Origin of the sequence: Pseudomonas helmanticensis (assembly GCF_900182985.1) — a bacterium.
Classification (GTDB): Bacteria; Pseudomonadota; Gammaproteobacteria; order Pseudomonadales; family Pseudomonadaceae; genus Aquipseudomonas; species Aquipseudomonas helmanticensis.
Genome location: NZ_FXUY01000001.1, coordinates 1,246,374 through 1,261,731, shown reverse-complemented (window position 1 = coordinate 1,261,731; position 15,358 = coordinate 1,246,374). Strand labels below are relative to the sequence as shown.

Genomic DNA, 15,358 nt, shown 5'->3' with positions numbered 1-15,358 from the left:
CATGACACTCAGTCCTTTTGCGGGCAAACCGGCACCGGCAGAATTGTTGGTCGATATCCCGCGACTGGTAACGGCCTATTACACGGGCCAGCCTGATGCATCTGTTTCTACTCAGCGAGTGGCGTTCGGCACTTCCGGACACCGCGGCAGTTCCTTCGACTTGAGTTTCAATGAATGGCACGTTCTGGCGATCAGCCAGGCCATCTGCCTGTACCGCGAAGCCCAGGGCATTACCGGCCCATTGTTCGTCGGCATCGATACCCACGCCTTGTCAACCCCGGCCGGTGCCAGTGCGCTGGAAGTGCTGGCGGCCAACGGTGTAACCGTGATGATCGCCGAGGGTGACGAGTACACCCCGACGCCGGCCATTTCCCACGCGATTCTTTGCTACAACCGTGGCCGTACTTCGGGCCTGGCCGACGGCATCGTCATTACTCCGTCGCACAACCCGCCGCAAAGCGGTGGCTACAAATACAACCCCACCAACGGTGGCCCGGCCGATACCCACATCACCAAGTGGATCGAAGCCAAGGCCAACGAACTGCTGGCCAACAAGCTGGCCGGGGTCAAGCGCATCAGCTACGAGCAGGCGCTCAAGGCCAGCACGACCCATCGTCACGATTACCTGAACACCTACGTTGCCGACCTGATCAACGTCATCGATTTCGATGCCATCCGTGACGCCAAATTGCGTCTGGGCGTTGATCCGCTGGGCGGAGCAGGGGTGCGCTACTGGTCGGCGATTGCCGAGCATTACCGTCTGGATCTGGACGTGGTCAACAAGGAGGTCGATTCGACTTTCCGTTTCATGACTGTCGATTGGGATGGGCAGATTCGCATGGACCCATCGTCCAGCCACGCCATGCAAGGCTTGATCGGCTTGAAAGAACGTTTCGACGTCGCGTTTGCCTGCGATCCGGATCACGACCGCCACGGTATCGTCACGCCATCCGGTGGTTTGCTGGCACCGAACAACTACCTGGCCGTGTCGATTGATTACCTGTTCCAGAATCGCCCGCAATGGCGTGCCGACGCTGCCGTGGGTAAAACCGTGGTCAGCAGCGGTCTGATCGATCGCGTAGCCAAGCGTCTGGGCCGTCGCTTGTACGAAGTGCCGGTTGGTTTCAAATGGTTTGCCGAGGGTTTGTTCGACGGCTCGCTGGGTTTTGGCGGGGAAGAGAGCGCCGGCGCTTCGTTCCTGCGCAAGGACGGTGGTGTCTGGAGCACTGACAAGGACGGTCTGATTCCGGCCTTGCTCGCGGCTGAAATGACCGCCCGCACTGGCCGTGACCCAAGCCAGGCTTATCGCGCGCTGACCGATGAACTGGGCGAACCGTTCTCGGTGCGTGTCGACGCCAAGGCCAACCCGGAGCAGAAAGCCCTGCTGAGCAAGCTGTCGCCGGCGCAGGTGACTTCGACTGAACTGGCAGGCGAGAAGATCCAGAGCATCCTCAGCCACGCACCGGGTAACGATCAGGCGATTGGTGGCTTGAAAGTGATGACCGAAAACGGCTGGTTCGCAGCGCGTCCATCCGGCACCGAAGACATCTACAAGATCTACGCCGAAAGCTTCGTCAGCGACGACCACCTCAAGCAACTGGTGGCCGAAGCGCAGACGTTGGTGGATGGCGCTATTTCGACCAAATGATCCGAGCCTGCAGATAACCCAGTAGAGAGGGGATAAATCTCCCCAAAATACGGAGTTTGCAAAGCAAAGATAAAAAAGGGGCAACCGTCATGGTTGCCCCTTTTTTGTGGCTCGCGTTCAAGCGATCAAGCCAGATCCACCAAGACGATTTCACTGTCTTCAATCGCCGTGACGGTCAGCACCTGCTCATGCGCTACCGCGACACCGTCTCGAGCTTGTGCACGCAAGCCATTGACTTCAATCACACCGGTTGCTGGCACCAGATAGGCGCGACGCCCTTCATCCAGTCGATACTCTGCGGTTTCCCCAGCCTTGATATTCGCCGCGACCAAACGTGCATCGGCCCGAATGCGCAGGCTCTGGTCATCGCCGTCCTTGCCGCTGGCCAATGTCACGAAGCCTTCCCGCTCGCCCTTTGGAAACGGTTTTGCACCCCACGAAGGCGGCGCGCCGGTTTCGGTGGGCAAAATCCAGATCTGGAAAATCTTGGTGTCATGCGCTTCCAGGTTGTACTCGCTGTGCGCAATGCCGGTACCGGCACTCATTACCTGCACGTCGCCCGCTTCAGTACGGCCCTTGTTGCCGAGATTGTCCTGGTGAGTAATCGCGCCTTCACGGACGTAAGTGATGATTTCCATGTCGCGGTGCGGATGCTGCGGAAAACCGGTACCCGCGGCGATGATGTCGTCGTTCCACACGCGCAGGTTGCCCCAGCTCATGCGCTGCGGATCGTAATACTCGGCGAACGAAAAATGGTGATGGGCATCCAACCAGCCGTGATGGGCGCCGCCCAGCGAGTTGAAAGGTCTGAGTTCAAGCATGATCGTCTCCTCAAAAGGTTCGTCATGGGGCGCGAAGCTTGCACCCGACGCGAGACCGTTGGTTTATGACGGCGATCATCTATCAGTTAACCATCGATAAAAAGCGTAAAAAGTGCGGCGTTATTATCTAAATGACTGATGAGAGCGGCGATCAAAATCGTCTTGTCCTACCTTCAATTGATCGTCTAAACCAATGACCTGTAAGCATTTCGCTAGAACTCAACGGCAAATACAGACACCATAGCCGCAACAGCCTCACACACTGGAGCCCGTCAGCGTGGCGCAACACACCCCCGATCTTCCTCCCGAACTTCGCCCCCTGGCCGAGATGCCATGGTTCAAACGTCTGGCCGCGCGCTTTTTCGGCCACGGCTTGACCCGATTGCGTGCCCAGCACCGTGCATCGTGGCTGCACGGTCAGGCGGATGGCTTTCGCAGCGGGCACACCGCTGGCGTCGAATATGGCTTTAAAGAAGGCAAGCTCGAAGGTCTGGAAGAGGGGCAGCAAGTCCTGCTGATCCGCGACAGCCGCAACACCGAGCATCGTCCGCCCAGTGTCGACAATCACCTGTTCGACGATTGGCGCCTGCCGCTGACGGCAGAGCTGAAAAAACGCATGAAGGCCGATGTCGGGCGTTTGTTGCCGGAGCATGCGCAGCCGAGCGCAGCGCAATGGAAGATGATCTTCAGCGATACGCCGTCGACCTCCGTGGTCGCTGGCGCTGGCGCGGGCAAATCGACCACGCTGGTGTTGCGCATCCTGCTGCTGAGCCATTACCTCGGATTCGAGCTGGACTCGATGACCGTGGTGACCTTCACCCGCGAGTCGCGCAAGGATTTCATCAATAAGTTGATCGAACTGTTCGCACTCTGGGGTCAGGCACTCAGCCTGAAGCAGGCGCGCGAACTGGTGCGAACCTTTCATTCGCGGATCTTGCCGATGGTTCGCAGCCTGCCCGGGTTCGAGCGTTTGCAGGCATTTGAAAACCTCAGCCTGCGGCCGCAGGGCGGCGAAGAAGAGGTTGATAGCAATCCGTTCGACCTGCGTATCAACGATGCGCAACGCCAACAATTGAACGCCTGCTATCACCGTTTGTTCAGCGAGGACGAGCGTTTCCGCCAGTTGATTCAACCGCTGTCGCGTGCCGGTTTGCAGCTCAAGGAGCTGGAGCGCGATCATCCTGACGTGCAAAAACGCATGGCAGTGACCGAGCTGGCAGCGAAGCGCGACGACGAGCTGTGCGACGCGATCGAAGATCTGTGGTTGCGCGCCGGTGCCTGGCCAATCAAAGGCATTGAGCCGAAGCGGCAGACCTTTGATATCAATGGCTCGACCTTCCATTGCCACGGCTATATTCCGAGTCTCGATGCCTGGGTAGTGCTTGGCTTCGACCCCCGTGAAAACCCTCAGGTTTGCCGACCCAGCGCCAAGCTGTCGGTGCGGGCGGAGTGGGCAGTAAAGCGCACCCTGTTTCAAGCTTTCTGCCGTAAGCCATTGATATGGTTGGATAGTTACGAGTCATCAAAGCGCGTTTTGGCGACCTTGGCGGGCGATGCCAGTGCGGGGCCAGGGTTCGACTACAAGGTCAAAGGCGAGTTGGCATCGGCGCCTTTACTCGATTGTTTTGTCGCCGCTGCAGGCTTTATCGAGAACCTTGGGCTGGATGTTCCGGACGCTGTCGGGCGCATGAGTTTTGCCAAGGACGACCCGGACCGGTTTTTCTTTGAGGCGCTGAGTCTGTTCTGGCGGGCGTTCGAAGATCATTTGCTCGACCAGAAACCGCCGGTGATGACTTACAACCGCATGTTCGCGCTGTTCAGCGAACATTCGCCAGAGAATCTCAAACTGTTGAGTGATGAGTTGCTACGGCCACTGTCGCACCTGATGATCGATGAATTTCAGGATGTATCGCCCCAGATAGTCTCGTGGATCCGCGCCAGCCTCACGGAAATCCGCAGCCGTGGCCCGGCCATGCACGTCGGTCGCGGAGCGCAGCGTTCGTCGTTGTTGTGCGTGGGTGATGACTGGCAGTCGATCTATGGATGGCGGGGCAGTTCGCCGACGTATTTCATGGAATTCAACAAGGAGTTCCCTTCGCCGAGTACCACACGCGTGATGCTCAGTGATAACTATCGCAGCCATCAACACATCATCGATGCGGCCGAGCATATTGTTCGCGCAGCACCGGCGATTCCCGGCAAGAAGGCCAAGGCCAGCGGCGAGCCGAAATCGTTGCAGCCGGTCAACATCCTGCAGCGTGATGATCAGGCCTTGGGGCAGCGCTTGGCCGAACACTATCGCCAAGGTCATTCAATCTTGATGCTCTATCGAAAAAGCAGCGATAAGCTATTGATTGAAGAGCATATTCAGGCTGTAGTTAATGTTGATTCGAGCTTGCCGTATGGCGCTCGCCGCCTCAAGCAACTGACTTACCACAGCGCCAAGGGTCTGCAAGCTGATGCAGTGTTCCTGCTGGGCGATTGTCAGCATCTGACCAGTTCGCCTTACAAGAATCAGGTCTACCGCATGGCCGGGCTGGGCAAAAATGGCGACAGCGAGCCCTACGATACCGCGCAGAAGGACGAAATACTGCGCCTGGCCTATGTCGGTATCACCCGCGCCGTCAGTCACTGCTACTGGTACGTCGAGCCGCAGGAAACCCAAGCCGTGAACATGCCCCGGGCGTCCGACCGGGTGGCCAAAGGCAAAGCGTTCTTCGCCGACCATCGACCGGAAAAACACACCGCCTAGCCACAAAAAAGCCCGCATAAATGCGGGCTTTCTTATTGTAAATCAGTAGCTTATGCGTAACTCCTAAAAGACTCTGGAGGTACAAAGGCCTCCAATTCGTCCTCCACAGCCTCAATAATTCGCTCGACATCAGCGGCATTCATCACCGTGGCGCACGGTATGCCGGCGATGGCGATCATCGTTTCGCCACTGACTCGATCGAACAGGCGGGCAATCATGCTGCCCGGCGCATCCATCGTCGCCTCGAAACCCATGGGATGAAAATGCCAGCGCATCAGCTGGCAAGCGTTGGGGAACGTGACTTTGCTTGACCCTTTATTCATGTGTTGCCCGCCTTCTTCATCGAGCGCTTCCGTTTGCTCATGTTAGGTGGGAAGAGCCTTCATTGGCTCAACCGGTGCTTGCCATTAAAAGTAGCATCCCGGTGTGAAATTCCTGTGAGAATTTTCAGTTCATTTGGCGATTGCTTTGATTTTTTTGATGTAGGTCACGCTCGTTGGCGAGAGCGCCAGATGGCCACTATCGATTAGCCATTGCTGCCGGTGTCGAACTTGGGCAAGCTCGATTCTTTTGCACTGAGCCTTTTATGCACGCCGACGACGACGGCCCCGATCAGACCGAAGCCACGGCCGCCACGGTCATGCGCTACCACTTGAGCTGGAAGCATCGGGACCTGGACAGCGTGATGGCGCTGTATCATCGGGACATTCAGTACAACGATTTCTTCCAGAACCGTGTACTTGGTCTCGATGAGTTGCGCGAGTACGTGCGCGTCAGCATGCCGCGAGAATCCGACGAGCTGCTTGAGCATTGCGACCGCATTCGCGTCGACGGCAACACCGCGTTCATTCAATACGAAGTCACGCTGCGGGGCGGGGATGGCCTGGTGTCGTTTCGTTCCAGCGAAGCGATTACGGTCAAGGACGGGCTGATCTGGCGCGTCAACGAATATGCTTCGCTGGTGCGCACGCAAAGCAGTGGCAGCACGGCGGCGAACCAACGCCCGGCAGTCAGTCGCCTGGGCTTGTCGCCACGCCAGTTAAGCTTCATGGCCGAAGATCTGCAGCAGTATTTCGAAAAACAGCAGCCTTACCTTGATCCCGAACTCGACCTGCAACGGGTGGCGAAGGAGTGCGGTTACAGTCGCAATCAGATTTCCTACCTGCTCAATCAGGTGCTGGGGCAAAGCTTCTACCGTTACGTCAATCAGGCGCGCCTGCAGCATTTGCTGCGTTCTTTGGACCATGCCGCGCCGCCGTTGCGCATCGATGAGCTGGCGTTCGCCGCCGGATTCAATTCGTTATCAGCGTTCTACAGCTGTTTCCGTCAGCACACCGGCCAGTCACCGAAGGCTTACGCCAAACAAATTTCTTTGCGGACACGCGCGCAAGACATCGGCTGAACTCACGCACTAGGATCGACGCCATCGAAGGTTTTCAGTGGCGGAGTCTTGCATGCCGGCGTGGCGCACTATCAGTTTGTGGATGGATCAACTCGATGAGCCGTTGCTTGCGCGGCCTGAGCTTGAGCGGGACCTGGACGTCGACGTGGCGATCATCGGCGCCGGTTACACCGGGCTGTGGACGGCGTACTACCTGAAGAAACTGGCTCCTGGCCTGGATATCGCCATCGTCGAGGCGCAAACCGCCGGCTTCGGTGCTTCCGGTCGCAATGGCGGCTGGCTGATGGGCAATCTGCTCGGCGAGGATCGGCTGTTGGCCGGTCTGTCGCCGGAACGGCGTCGCGCCTCGTTCGACCTGCTGCACAGCATCCCCGATGAAGTCGAGGTGGTCCTTGAGCGCGAAGGCATTGACTGCGACTACCGCAAGGGCGGTGTTCTTTACTGTGCTGCGCGCTATCCGGAACAGGAAGCCACGCTGCGCGACTACCTGAGCAAACTGCACGCCCAAGGCCTGACCGACAACGATTACCGCTGGCTCAGCCCCGAGCAACTGGCGCAGCAGATCCGCGTGGCCAAGCCTTATGGCGGCATCTATGCGCCGCACGTGGCGACCATCCACCCGGCCAAACTGGTGCGTGGTCTGGCGCGGACCGTGCAGAACATGGGCGTGAAAATCTACGAAAACAGCCCGGTCACCCATTGGCAGGCGGGCAGCTTGCGCACCGCCAAGGCCAGCGTGCGCAGTCGCTGGATTGTGCCGGCGGTCGAAGGTTATTCGGTGACCTTGCCACCGCTGGGTCGCTATCAGTTGCCGGTGCAAAGCCTGATCGTCGCCACCGAGCCGTTATCTGCCGCCACCTGGGACGAGATCGGGCTGAATCGCGGGCAAGCGTTCAGCGAGTTCAGCCGCCAGGTCACCTATGGCCAGCGCAGCGCCGACAATCGCCTGATCTTCGGCGCCCGTGGCGGCTACCAGTTCGCCGGCAAGCTGCGCCACAACTTTGACCTGACCCGCGATGAAGTCGAGCTGCGCCGTTATCTGTTTGGCGAGCTGTTCCCGCAACTGAAAACCGTGCAGATCACCCACGCCTGGGGCGGCAACCTCGGCATGTCCCGGCACTTCAAGCCGCACATGCTCTGCGATCGCGCTAACGGCATCGCGTTGTCCGGCGGTTATGGCGGCGAGGGCGTTGGCGCCAGCAATCTTGGCGGTCGCACCCTGGCGGATCTGATTCTGGAGCGCGACAGCGAACTGACTCAGCAGCCATGGGTGCTGCCCGACGGCGGGATTCATGCGCTGCGCGCGTGGGAGCCGGAGCCGTGCCGCTGGCTCGGTTACAACGCGATCATCAAAAGTTTTGTCCACGAAGACCAGACCCTGGCCAACCCGGCGACCGCGCCATGGCGGCGCAAGCTTGCCAGCCAGGTGGCGAGCTTCATGGAAGGTTTCATGCACTGAACGTCGTTTATTGAATAGACAGGTCCGACCATGAGCATTACGCAGTTCAAGAACACCGCGACATTAAAACTCGACGAATCCAATCCGGTGGCCGTGCCGCTGGGCGAACCGGTCGCGGTTGCCTCGACCACCAGCGTCGAGCGCGACGACGGCGTCGAAACCGGCGTCTGGGAATGCACGCCCGGGCGCTGGCGCCGGCAGATCACCGCCCAGGAATTTTGCCATTTCATTTCCGGGCGCTGCACCTTCACCCCGGACGGTGGCGGCGAAACCCTGCACATACAAGGTGGCGACGCACTGATGTTGCCAGCCAACTCGCTCGGTATCTGGGATATCCAGGAGACCGTGCGCAAGACCTACGTGCTGATTTTCTGATTGCTTGATCCTTTGATTGCCTGCCAACAAAAAAACCTCAACAGGAATCGCCCCATGATCCGCAAAACCCTTGTTTTGGCACCGCTGATGCTTGCCGTTTCCCTCGCCCACGCGGCGGAAACGGTCAAGGTGTACAACTGGTCCGATTACATCGCGCCAGACACCACGAAGAATTTTCAGAAAGAAACCGGCGTCGGCGTCACGTATGACGTCTATGACAGCAACGAAACCCTCGACGGCAAGTTGATGACCGGCAAATCCGGCTACGACGTGGTCTTTCCGTCCAACCATTTCATGGCCCGGCAAATTCAGGGCGGGGCGCTGAAGAAACTCGACAAGAGCCAGTTGCCCAACTGGAAGAACCTCAACCCGGTGCTGCTCAAGGCCTTGCAGGTCAACGACCCGAACAACGAGCATGGTTTCCCGTATCTGTGGGGCAGCACCGGTATCGGCTACAACATCGCCAAAGTCAAAGCGGTGCTGGGCGACAACGCCCCGGTGGACTCCTGGGATTTGATCTTCAAGCCCGAGTACATGGAAAAGCTGCAGAAGTGCGGCGTGGCGATTCTCGACAATGGCCCGGAACTGCTTCCGGCGGCGCTCAACTATCTGGGCTTGCCGCCGCACAGCAAAAATCCTGAGGACTACAAGAAAGCTGAAGCGCTGCTGATGAAGGTGCGGCCATACGTCAGCTATTTCCATTCTTCGAAGTACACCAGCGACCTCGCCAACGGCGATATCTGCGTGGCCGTCGGTTTCTCCGGTGACATCCTGCAAGCGGAAAATCGCGCCAAGGAAGCCAAGAACGGCGTCGACATCGGTTACGCGATTCCCAAGGAAGGCGCCGCGATCTGGTTCGACATGGTGGCGATGCCGGCGGATGCGCCGGACGAGAAGGCCGGTTATGCATTCATGAATTACCTGCTGCGCCCGGACGTCATGGCTGGGGTCAGCAACTACGTGCACTACGCCAACGGCAACGAGCAGGCCGACAGCCTGATCGACCCGGCGATCAAGAACGACACCAAGGTTTATCCGAGCCCGGAAATGATGGGCAAATTGTTCGCGCTGGAAGCAATGCCGCTGAACATCGACCGGATCCGCACCCGCGTCTGGAACAAAATCCGCACCGGTAGCTGACCCCCCGTAGGAGCTGCCGCAGGCTGCGATCTGTTGATCCGCCGTTAAACGCAAAATCAAAGATCGCAGCCTCGTTGCACTCGTCAGCTCCTACAGTTTTGAGTGGGGTGGTGGCTGATATCAATACACTGGCATCGCACTATTAAAGTGCAGCAAAGTGAGACGCGCCTAACAAAAAACAACTTACCCATATTTAATAATTAAATAGAAAATCGTCAGACAATTAGGCAGTTCTCTACCGTTTAAAACATTCTTTCGTCAGCGCGCGCTTTGTTTACGGCAGTTCCACCAAACAGTTCAATTTGATCTCAAAAAAATGCTTTACGTCAGATTTCAAATTGTGTCAGGTTTCCGATGCCTTCATTGGGCGAGTGATAGGACTATCTCGCCAGAGATTGTCGCTATCGGACAAAAACTGTTCCATTGCTAAACAAGGAAGTGTGTTTATGTCGAAAGTTAAAGCTAATGCTATTGATACCGCCGAACAGGCTTTTTTGCTGTCCGCGGCGCCGCAACCTCTGGCTGCAGCCAGCTCGGCGTTTAACCAGATCGATAGCTTCAGCCACCAATACGATCGTGGCGGCAACCTCACGGTCAATGGCAAACCCTCCTTTTCCGTCGACCAGGCCGCAACCCAGTTGCTGCGCGACGGCGCTGCCTACCAGGACAAGGATGGCAGCGGCAAGATCGAACTCACCTACACGTTCCTGACCTCGGCATCGTCCAGCACGATGAACAAGCACGGGATCAGCGGGTTCAGCCAGTTCAACGCACAACAACAAGCCCAGGCCAAGCTCGCCATGCAATCCTGGGCCGATGTGGCCAACGTGACCTTCACCGAGAAAGCCTCGGGCGGTGACGGCCACATGACCTTCGGTAACTACAGCGGTGGCCAGGATGGCGCAGCAGCGTTCGCCTACCTGCCAGGCACCGGCGCCGGTTATGACGGCACTTCGTGGTACCTGACCAACAGCAGCTACACGCCGAACAAGACCCCGGATCTGAACAACTACGGTCGTCAGACCCTGACCCACGAAATCGGCCACTCCCTGGGCCTTGCTCACCCTGGCGACTACAACGCCGGTAATGGCAACCCGACTTACAACGATGCGTCCTACGGCCAGGACACCCGCGGTTACAGCATCATGAGTTACTGGAGCGAGAGCAACACCAGCCAGAACTTCAGCAAGGGCGGGGTGGAAGCCTATTCGTCCGGCCCGCTGATGGACGATATCGCTGCCATCCAGAAGCTCTACGGCGCCAACATGAACACCCGTACCGGTGATACCACCTACGGCTTCAACTCCAATGCCGGGCGGGATTTCCTCAGCGCCTCGTCGTCTAGCGACAAGCTGGTGTTCTCGGTGTGGGATGCGGGCGGCAAGGATACTCTGGACTTCTCGGGTTTCACCCAGAACCAGAAGATCAACCTCAATGATGCCTCGTTCTCCGACGTTGGCGGCCTGGTGGGCAACGTGTCCATCGCCAAGGGCGCCATCATCGAGAACGCCATCGGCGGCTCCGGCAATGACCTGCTGATCGGCAACAGCGTGGCCAACGAACTGAAGGGCGGTGCCGGCAACGACATCCTCTTCGGCGCCGGTGGTGCCGACAAGCTGTGGGGCGGCGCGGGTTCGGACACGTTCGTGTTTGCGGCCAGCTCCGACTCCAAGCCAGGTGCGATCGATCAGATTCTCGATTTCGTCAGTGGTCTGGACAAAATCGACCTGACCGGCATCACCAAAGGCGCCGGCCTGCACTTCGTCAGCGCCTTCACCGGTGCGGCGGGCGATGCAGTGCTGACTTCGTCGGGCGGCAACAGCCTGCTGTCGGTGGACTTCTCCGGGCACGGCGCGGCTGATTTCCAGGTCAGCACCGTTGGCCAGGCGGCGACCAGCGACATCGTGGCGTGATGTAGAAGTGGAAAGCGGCGTGTAATGCGCCGCTTTCTTCACTTGCATCGGCTGATCCTCTAGGCAAGGCTACGCGCCGGAGCGAATATTCCCATGATCTGTAAAGCTTTTACCTACACGACAATGGCGTGGCTGACGGCGGCGCTCTTCACGATTTCAGGAGAAACCACTATGGCAAGCAGCCTCAGACTTGAAGAACCCGCAGTATTCGCCGGCTCATGGCAGGCGACATTGTCCGGCCGTGATGACACGCCTGAAGCACAGGCGCTGCAGGACAAACCCTCGAATACCTGCGTCGTCGAGTTGCAGGTCAATCAGAACCTGGGCAAAGGCGCCGACTGCCTAGGCGCATGGCTTGAGCAGACGCCGATTGGCTGGTTTCCCGATCCGGATGGCTTGTCGATCACCGGCAAGGAAGGCTCAAGAATCCAGTTCTTCAGCCGACAACGTGACGGGCTTTATCTGGCGGCTTTGAAGTCGGGCTTGAAGATTACCCTGGAGCGCACTGCGCAATAGTCGTAATGATCAAGTTGGCCGTAGAGTTTCAGTATAAGGCAGTAGCATGTGGTTATAAGTCGCCGAGTGAATGGCAACTGCACCGCAATAAACAACGCAAGTTGTTATGAAAGTGTAATCGGTCGTTCGCTAATTGCGTTGTGGCCAGGCACGAACAATTAATTGAAGTCTTGCCAAAGATTGGCGAGAGATCTCTTTCAGGAATAATCAATGAAGATGGCGAAGGCCCCAGCCACCGCTCCCTTATTCAAGGCATTGGGTGACTATAAAAGCATCCTGATCAGCGTCGGCTGTTTTACCGCACTGATTAACGTGCTGATGCTGGTGCCCTCCATCTACATGCTTCAGGTCTATGACCGGGTGCTGTCCTCGCAGAATGAAACCACCTTGGCGATGTTGTCGCTGATGGTCGTTGGTTTCTTCGCCTTCATTGGCCTGCTGGAGGTGATCCGCAGTTTTATCGTGATCCGCATTGGCAGCCAGTTGGAGCGTCGTTTCAATCTGCGCGTCTATCAGGCTGCATTCGAACGCAATCTGTTCAAGGGCGAGGGCAACGCCGGGCAGTCGCTGGGCGATCTCACCCACATCCGTCAATTCGTTACCGGGCCGGCGCTGTTCGCGTTCTTCGATGCGCCGTGGTTCCCGGTCTATCTGTTCGTGATTTATCTGTTCAACGTCTGGCTCGGTGTCCTCGCCACGGCGGGCGCGCTGCTGCTGATCGCGCTGGCTTGCCTGAACGAATACATGACCAAAAAGCCGCTGGGCGAAGCCGCCGGGTTCTCGCAAAAATCCAGCCAGTTGGCCACCAGCCATCTGCACAACGCCGAAACCATTCAGGCAATGGGCATGCTCGGTTCGTTGCGCAAGCGCTGGTTCCAGGTGCATTCGCGTTTCCTTGGTTTGCAGAATCAGGCCAGCGACACCGGCGCGGTGATCAGCTCGTTGAGTAAAACCTTGCGTCTGTGCCTGCAATCGCTGGTGCTCGGCCTCGGCGCGCTGTTGGTGATAAAGGGCGACATGACCGCCGGGATGATGATCGCCGGGTCGATCTTGATGGGCCGCGTACTGAGCCCGATCGATCAGTTGATTGCCGTGTGGAAGCAGTGGAGCGGGGCGAAGCTGGCTTACCGCCGTCTCGACGCCTTGCTGCAAGCGTTTCCGCCAAGCGAAGACGCCATGGCGCTGCCGGCACCGAAAGGCCAGATCACCTTCGAACAAGTCAGCGCTGGCCCGCCGGGGCAGCGTGCGGCGACTCTGCATATGGTCAATTTCAATCTGGGGGCGGGTGAAGTGCTTGGCGTGCTCGGCGCCTCCGGCTCTGGCAAATCAACCCTGGCGCGGGTGCTGGTCGGTGTCTGGCAGGCGCTCGGCGGCACCGTGCGTCTGGATGGCGCTGATATTCACCGCTGGAACCGCGATCAGCTCGGCCCATATGTCGGTTACCTGCCGCAGGACATCGAACTGTTCAGCGGCAGCATCGCCGAGAACATCGCCCGGTTCAGCGAAACCGATGCGCAGAAAGTCGTCGCCGCGGCGCAACAGGCCGGTGTTCACGAAATGATTCTGCGTTTGCCGCAAGGTTATGACACGCAACTGGGCGAGGACGGCAGCGGTTTGTCCGGTGGCCAGAAGCAGCGCGTGGCACTGGCGCGCGCCATGTATGGCAAGCCGAGCCTGGTGGTGCTGGATGAGCCGAATTCCAATCTCGATACCGTCGGCGAAGCTGCGTTGGCCAGTGCCATTGCGCAATTGAAAGCGCAGGGCACCACTGTGGTACTGGTAACGCACCGTTCTTCGGTACTGGCTCAGGCGGACAAGTTGCTGGTACTCAACGACGGCCGTTTGCAGGCGTTCGGCCCGAGTCAGGATGTGCTCAAGGCGCTTTCCGGCCAGCAGGAACAACAACGTGAAAAACCGGCGCAAGCACCGGGCGGGCTCAGCATGAGCCGGCAGTATCAGCCCACGACAAGGAATTCGGGTGTATGAGCAGCGCCAGCATGAACACTGAAAACGAAGCGAGCATGGAACACGCCTACATCACCGAGCGTCCGGAGCGCGATGCAAAGTTCTTCGCGCGCATGGGCTGGATTCTGGCTATCGTCGGCGCCGGCAGTTTCTTCACCTGGGCAGCATTGGCGCCACTCGATCAAGGCATCCCGGTGCAGGGCACCGTGGTGGTCTCGGGTAAACGCAAAGCCGTACAGTCGATGAGCAGCGGCGTGGTCAGCCGGATCCTCGTGCGCGAAGGCGAGATCGTCAAACAGGGCCAGCCTCTGTTTCGCCTCGATCAGACGCAAGTCGCCGCCGACGTGCAGTCGCTGCAAGCGCAGTACCGCATGGCCTGGGCCAGCCTCGCGCGTTGGCAGGCTGAGCGCGACAACCTCAAGCAAGTGACGTTTCCGGCGCAGTTGAGCACCGACCCGGATCCGCGCCTGGCACTGGTTCTGGAAGGCCAGCGGCAGCTGTTCAGCAGCCGTCGCGAAGCGTTCTATCGGGAGCAATCGGCATTGCGCGCGAGCATCGAAGGCGCCACCGCGCAACTGTCGGGGATGCGCCGCGCACGTACCGATCTGAATGCCCAGGCCGATTCCCTGCAGCAGCAATTGCGCAACCTGCAACCGCTGGCCGACAACGGCTACATCCCGCGTAACCGCTTGATGGAATACCAACGCCAACTGTCGCAAGTGCAGCAGCAACTGGCGGAAAACACCGGTGAAAGCGGCCGCGTCGAGCAGGGCATCCTCGAATCGCGCCTGAAGCTGCAACAGCACGGCGAGGAGTATCAGAAGGAAGTCCGCACGCAACTGGCCGACGCGCAACTGAAAAGCGTCACCCTGTCCGAGCAACTGACCTCGGCCGGTTTCGACCTGCAACACAGCGAAATCATCGCCACCGCTGATGGCGTCGCGGTCAATCTTGGCGTGCACACCGAGGGCGCGGTGGTGCGGCAGGGCGAGACTCTGCTGGAGATCGTTCCGCAAGGTACGAGGCTGGAAGTGGAAGGGCACCTGCCGATCAACCTGATCGACAAGGTCGGCACGCATTTGCCGGTCGATATCCTGTTTACCGCGTTCAACCAAAGCAAAACCCCGCGTGTACCGGGCGAAGTCAGCCTGATTTCCGCCGACCAGATGGTCGATGAGAAAACCGGCGTGCCGTACTACGTGTTGCGCAGCAGCGTCAGCGATCAGGCCATGGAGAAGCTCAACGGTCTGGTGATCAAGCCCGGCATGCCGGCAGAAATGTTCGTGCGCACCGGTGAACGTTCACTCCTCAACTATCTGTTCAAACCGCTGCTCGACCGGGCCGGCTCCGCGTTGACCGAGGAATAA

The 15,358-nt window shown here is 58.7% G+C and carries 12 protein-coding genes; 10 read left to right on the top strand and 2 right to left on the bottom strand.

Going from position 1 to position 15,358, the window contains the following annotated elements; all coding sequences use genetic code 11:
- The first annotated feature begins 1 nt into the window (after nucleotide 1).
- The gene (pgm, locus tag QOL84_RS05695) at nucleotides 2–1,648 is read left to right on the top strand and encodes a phosphoglucomutase (alpha-D-glucose-1,6-bisphosphate-dependent) (protein ID WP_283436520.1); all 1,647 of its coding nucleotides are present in this window, start codon (nucleotides 2–4) and stop codon (nucleotides 1,646–1,648) included.
- Nucleotides 1,649–1,773: 125 nt separating this feature from the next.
- Here the strand turns inward: pgm and QOL84_RS05690 are convergent, their stop codons facing one another.
- Nucleotides 1,774–2,469, bottom strand: a complete 696-nt coding sequence (locus QOL84_RS05690) for a pirin family protein (RefSeq protein ID WP_129393744.1) — start codon at nucleotides 2,467–2,469, stop codon at nucleotides 1,774–1,776.
- Between the two features lie 277 nt (nucleotides 2,470–2,746).
- Here QOL84_RS05690 and QOL84_RS05685 point away from each other — a divergent pair, with 277 nt between their 5' ends.
- Nucleotides 2,747–5,221 (top strand): UvrD-helicase domain-containing protein, encoded by a 2,475-nt coding sequence (locus QOL84_RS05685; protein WP_283436519.1) that lies wholly within the window; start codon nucleotides 2,747–2,749, stop codon nucleotides 5,219–5,221.
- A 50-nt stretch (nucleotides 5,222–5,271) separates the two neighbouring features.
- On the opposite strand, the gene QOL84_RS05680 is transcribed toward QOL84_RS05685, so the two are convergent.
- Complete coding sequence (locus tag QOL84_RS05680; protein WP_283436518.1) at nucleotides 5,272–5,544, bottom strand: DUF1652 domain-containing protein; 273 nt, start codon at nucleotides 5,542–5,544, stop codon at nucleotides 5,272–5,274.
- A 263-nt stretch (nucleotides 5,545–5,807) separates the two neighbouring features.
- On the opposite strand from QOL84_RS05680, the gene QOL84_RS05675 reads away from it, so the two are divergent.
- From QOL84_RS05675 to QOL84_RS05640, 8 genes are all read left to right on the top strand, one after another.
- The gene (locus QOL84_RS05675) at nucleotides 5,808–6,623 is read left to right on the top strand and encodes a helix-turn-helix transcriptional regulator (RefSeq protein WP_129393751.1); all 816 of its coding nucleotides are present in this window, start codon (nucleotides 5,808–5,810) and stop codon (nucleotides 6,621–6,623) included.
- 52 nt (nucleotides 6,624–6,675) lie between these two features.
- Entirely contained in the window at nucleotides 6,676–8,082 is a 1,407-nt protein-coding gene (locus QOL84_RS05670; protein ID WP_129393753.1) for an NAD(P)/FAD-dependent oxidoreductase, read from the top strand.
- A 30-nt stretch (nucleotides 8,083–8,112) separates the two neighbouring features.
- Nucleotides 8,113–8,457 (top strand): cupin domain-containing protein, encoded by a 345-nt coding sequence (locus QOL84_RS05665; protein WP_129393755.1) that lies wholly within the window; start codon nucleotides 8,113–8,115, stop codon nucleotides 8,455–8,457.
- A gap of 54 nt (nucleotides 8,458–8,511) precedes the next feature.
- Complete coding sequence (locus QOL84_RS05660) at nucleotides 8,512–9,597, top strand: polyamine ABC transporter substrate-binding protein (RefSeq protein WP_283436517.1); 1,086 nt, start codon at nucleotides 8,512–8,514, stop codon at nucleotides 9,595–9,597.
- A 446-nt stretch (nucleotides 9,598–10,043) separates the two neighbouring features.
- Nucleotides 10,044–11,510 (top strand): serralysin family metalloprotease, encoded by a 1,467-nt coding sequence (locus QOL84_RS05655; RefSeq protein WP_283436516.1) that lies wholly within the window; start codon nucleotides 10,044–10,046, stop codon nucleotides 11,508–11,510.
- A 93-nt stretch (nucleotides 11,511–11,603) separates the two neighbouring features.
- Complete coding sequence (locus QOL84_RS05650) at nucleotides 11,604–12,026, top strand: AprI/Inh family metalloprotease inhibitor (RefSeq protein WP_283436515.1); 423 nt, start codon at nucleotides 11,604–11,606, stop codon at nucleotides 12,024–12,026.
- 210 nt (nucleotides 12,027–12,236) lie between these two features.
- A complete protein-coding gene (locus QOL84_RS05645; protein WP_283436514.1) occupies nucleotides 12,237–14,012 on the top strand; it encodes a type I secretion system permease/ATPase in 1,776 nt (591 codons plus the stop codon).
- The gene (locus tag QOL84_RS05640) at nucleotides 14,009–15,358 is read left to right on the top strand and encodes an HlyD family type I secretion periplasmic adaptor subunit (protein WP_283436513.1); all 1,350 of its coding nucleotides are present in this window, start codon (nucleotides 14,009–14,011) and stop codon (nucleotides 15,356–15,358) included. Before QOL84_RS05645 ends, QOL84_RS05640 begins: the two co-directional genes overlap by 4 nt.

Bases quoted from the DNA above. Each gene is read 5' to 3' on its own strand.
- pgm (WP_283436520.1), top strand. From the start codon at position 2: ATGACACTCAGTCCTTTTGCGGGCAAACCGGCACCGGCAGAATTGTTG.
- QOL84_RS05690 (WP_129393744.1), bottom strand. From the start codon at position 2,469: ATGCTTGAACTCAGACCTTTCAACTCGCTGGGCGGCGCCCATCACGGC.
- QOL84_RS05680 (WP_283436518.1), bottom strand. From the start codon at position 5,544: ATGAATAAAGGGTCAAGCAAAGTCACGTTCCCCAACGCTTGCCAGCTG.
- QOL84_RS05675 (WP_129393751.1), top strand. From the start codon at position 5,808: ATGCACGCCGACGACGACGGCCCCGATCAGACCGAAGCCACGGCCGCC.
- QOL84_RS05670 (WP_129393753.1), top strand. From the start codon at position 6,676: ATGCCGGCGTGGCGCACTATCAGTTTGTGGATGGATCAACTCGATGAG.
- QOL84_RS05665 (WP_129393755.1), top strand. From the start codon at position 8,113: ATGAGCATTACGCAGTTCAAGAACACCGCGACATTAAAACTCGACGAA.
- QOL84_RS05660 (WP_283436517.1), top strand. From the start codon at position 8,512: ATGATCCGCAAAACCCTTGTTTTGGCACCGCTGATGCTTGCCGTTTCC.
- QOL84_RS05655 (WP_283436516.1), top strand. From the start codon at position 10,044: ATGTCGAAAGTTAAAGCTAATGCTATTGATACCGCCGAACAGGCTTTT.
- QOL84_RS05650 (WP_283436515.1), top strand. From the start codon at position 11,604: ATGATCTGTAAAGCTTTTACCTACACGACAATGGCGTGGCTGACGGCG.
- QOL84_RS05645 (WP_283436514.1), top strand. From the start codon at position 12,237: ATGAAGATGGCGAAGGCCCCAGCCACCGCTCCCTTATTCAAGGCATTG.
- QOL84_RS05640 (WP_283436513.1), top strand. From the start codon at position 14,009: ATGAGCAGCGCCAGCATGAACACTGAAAACGAAGCGAGCATGGAACAC.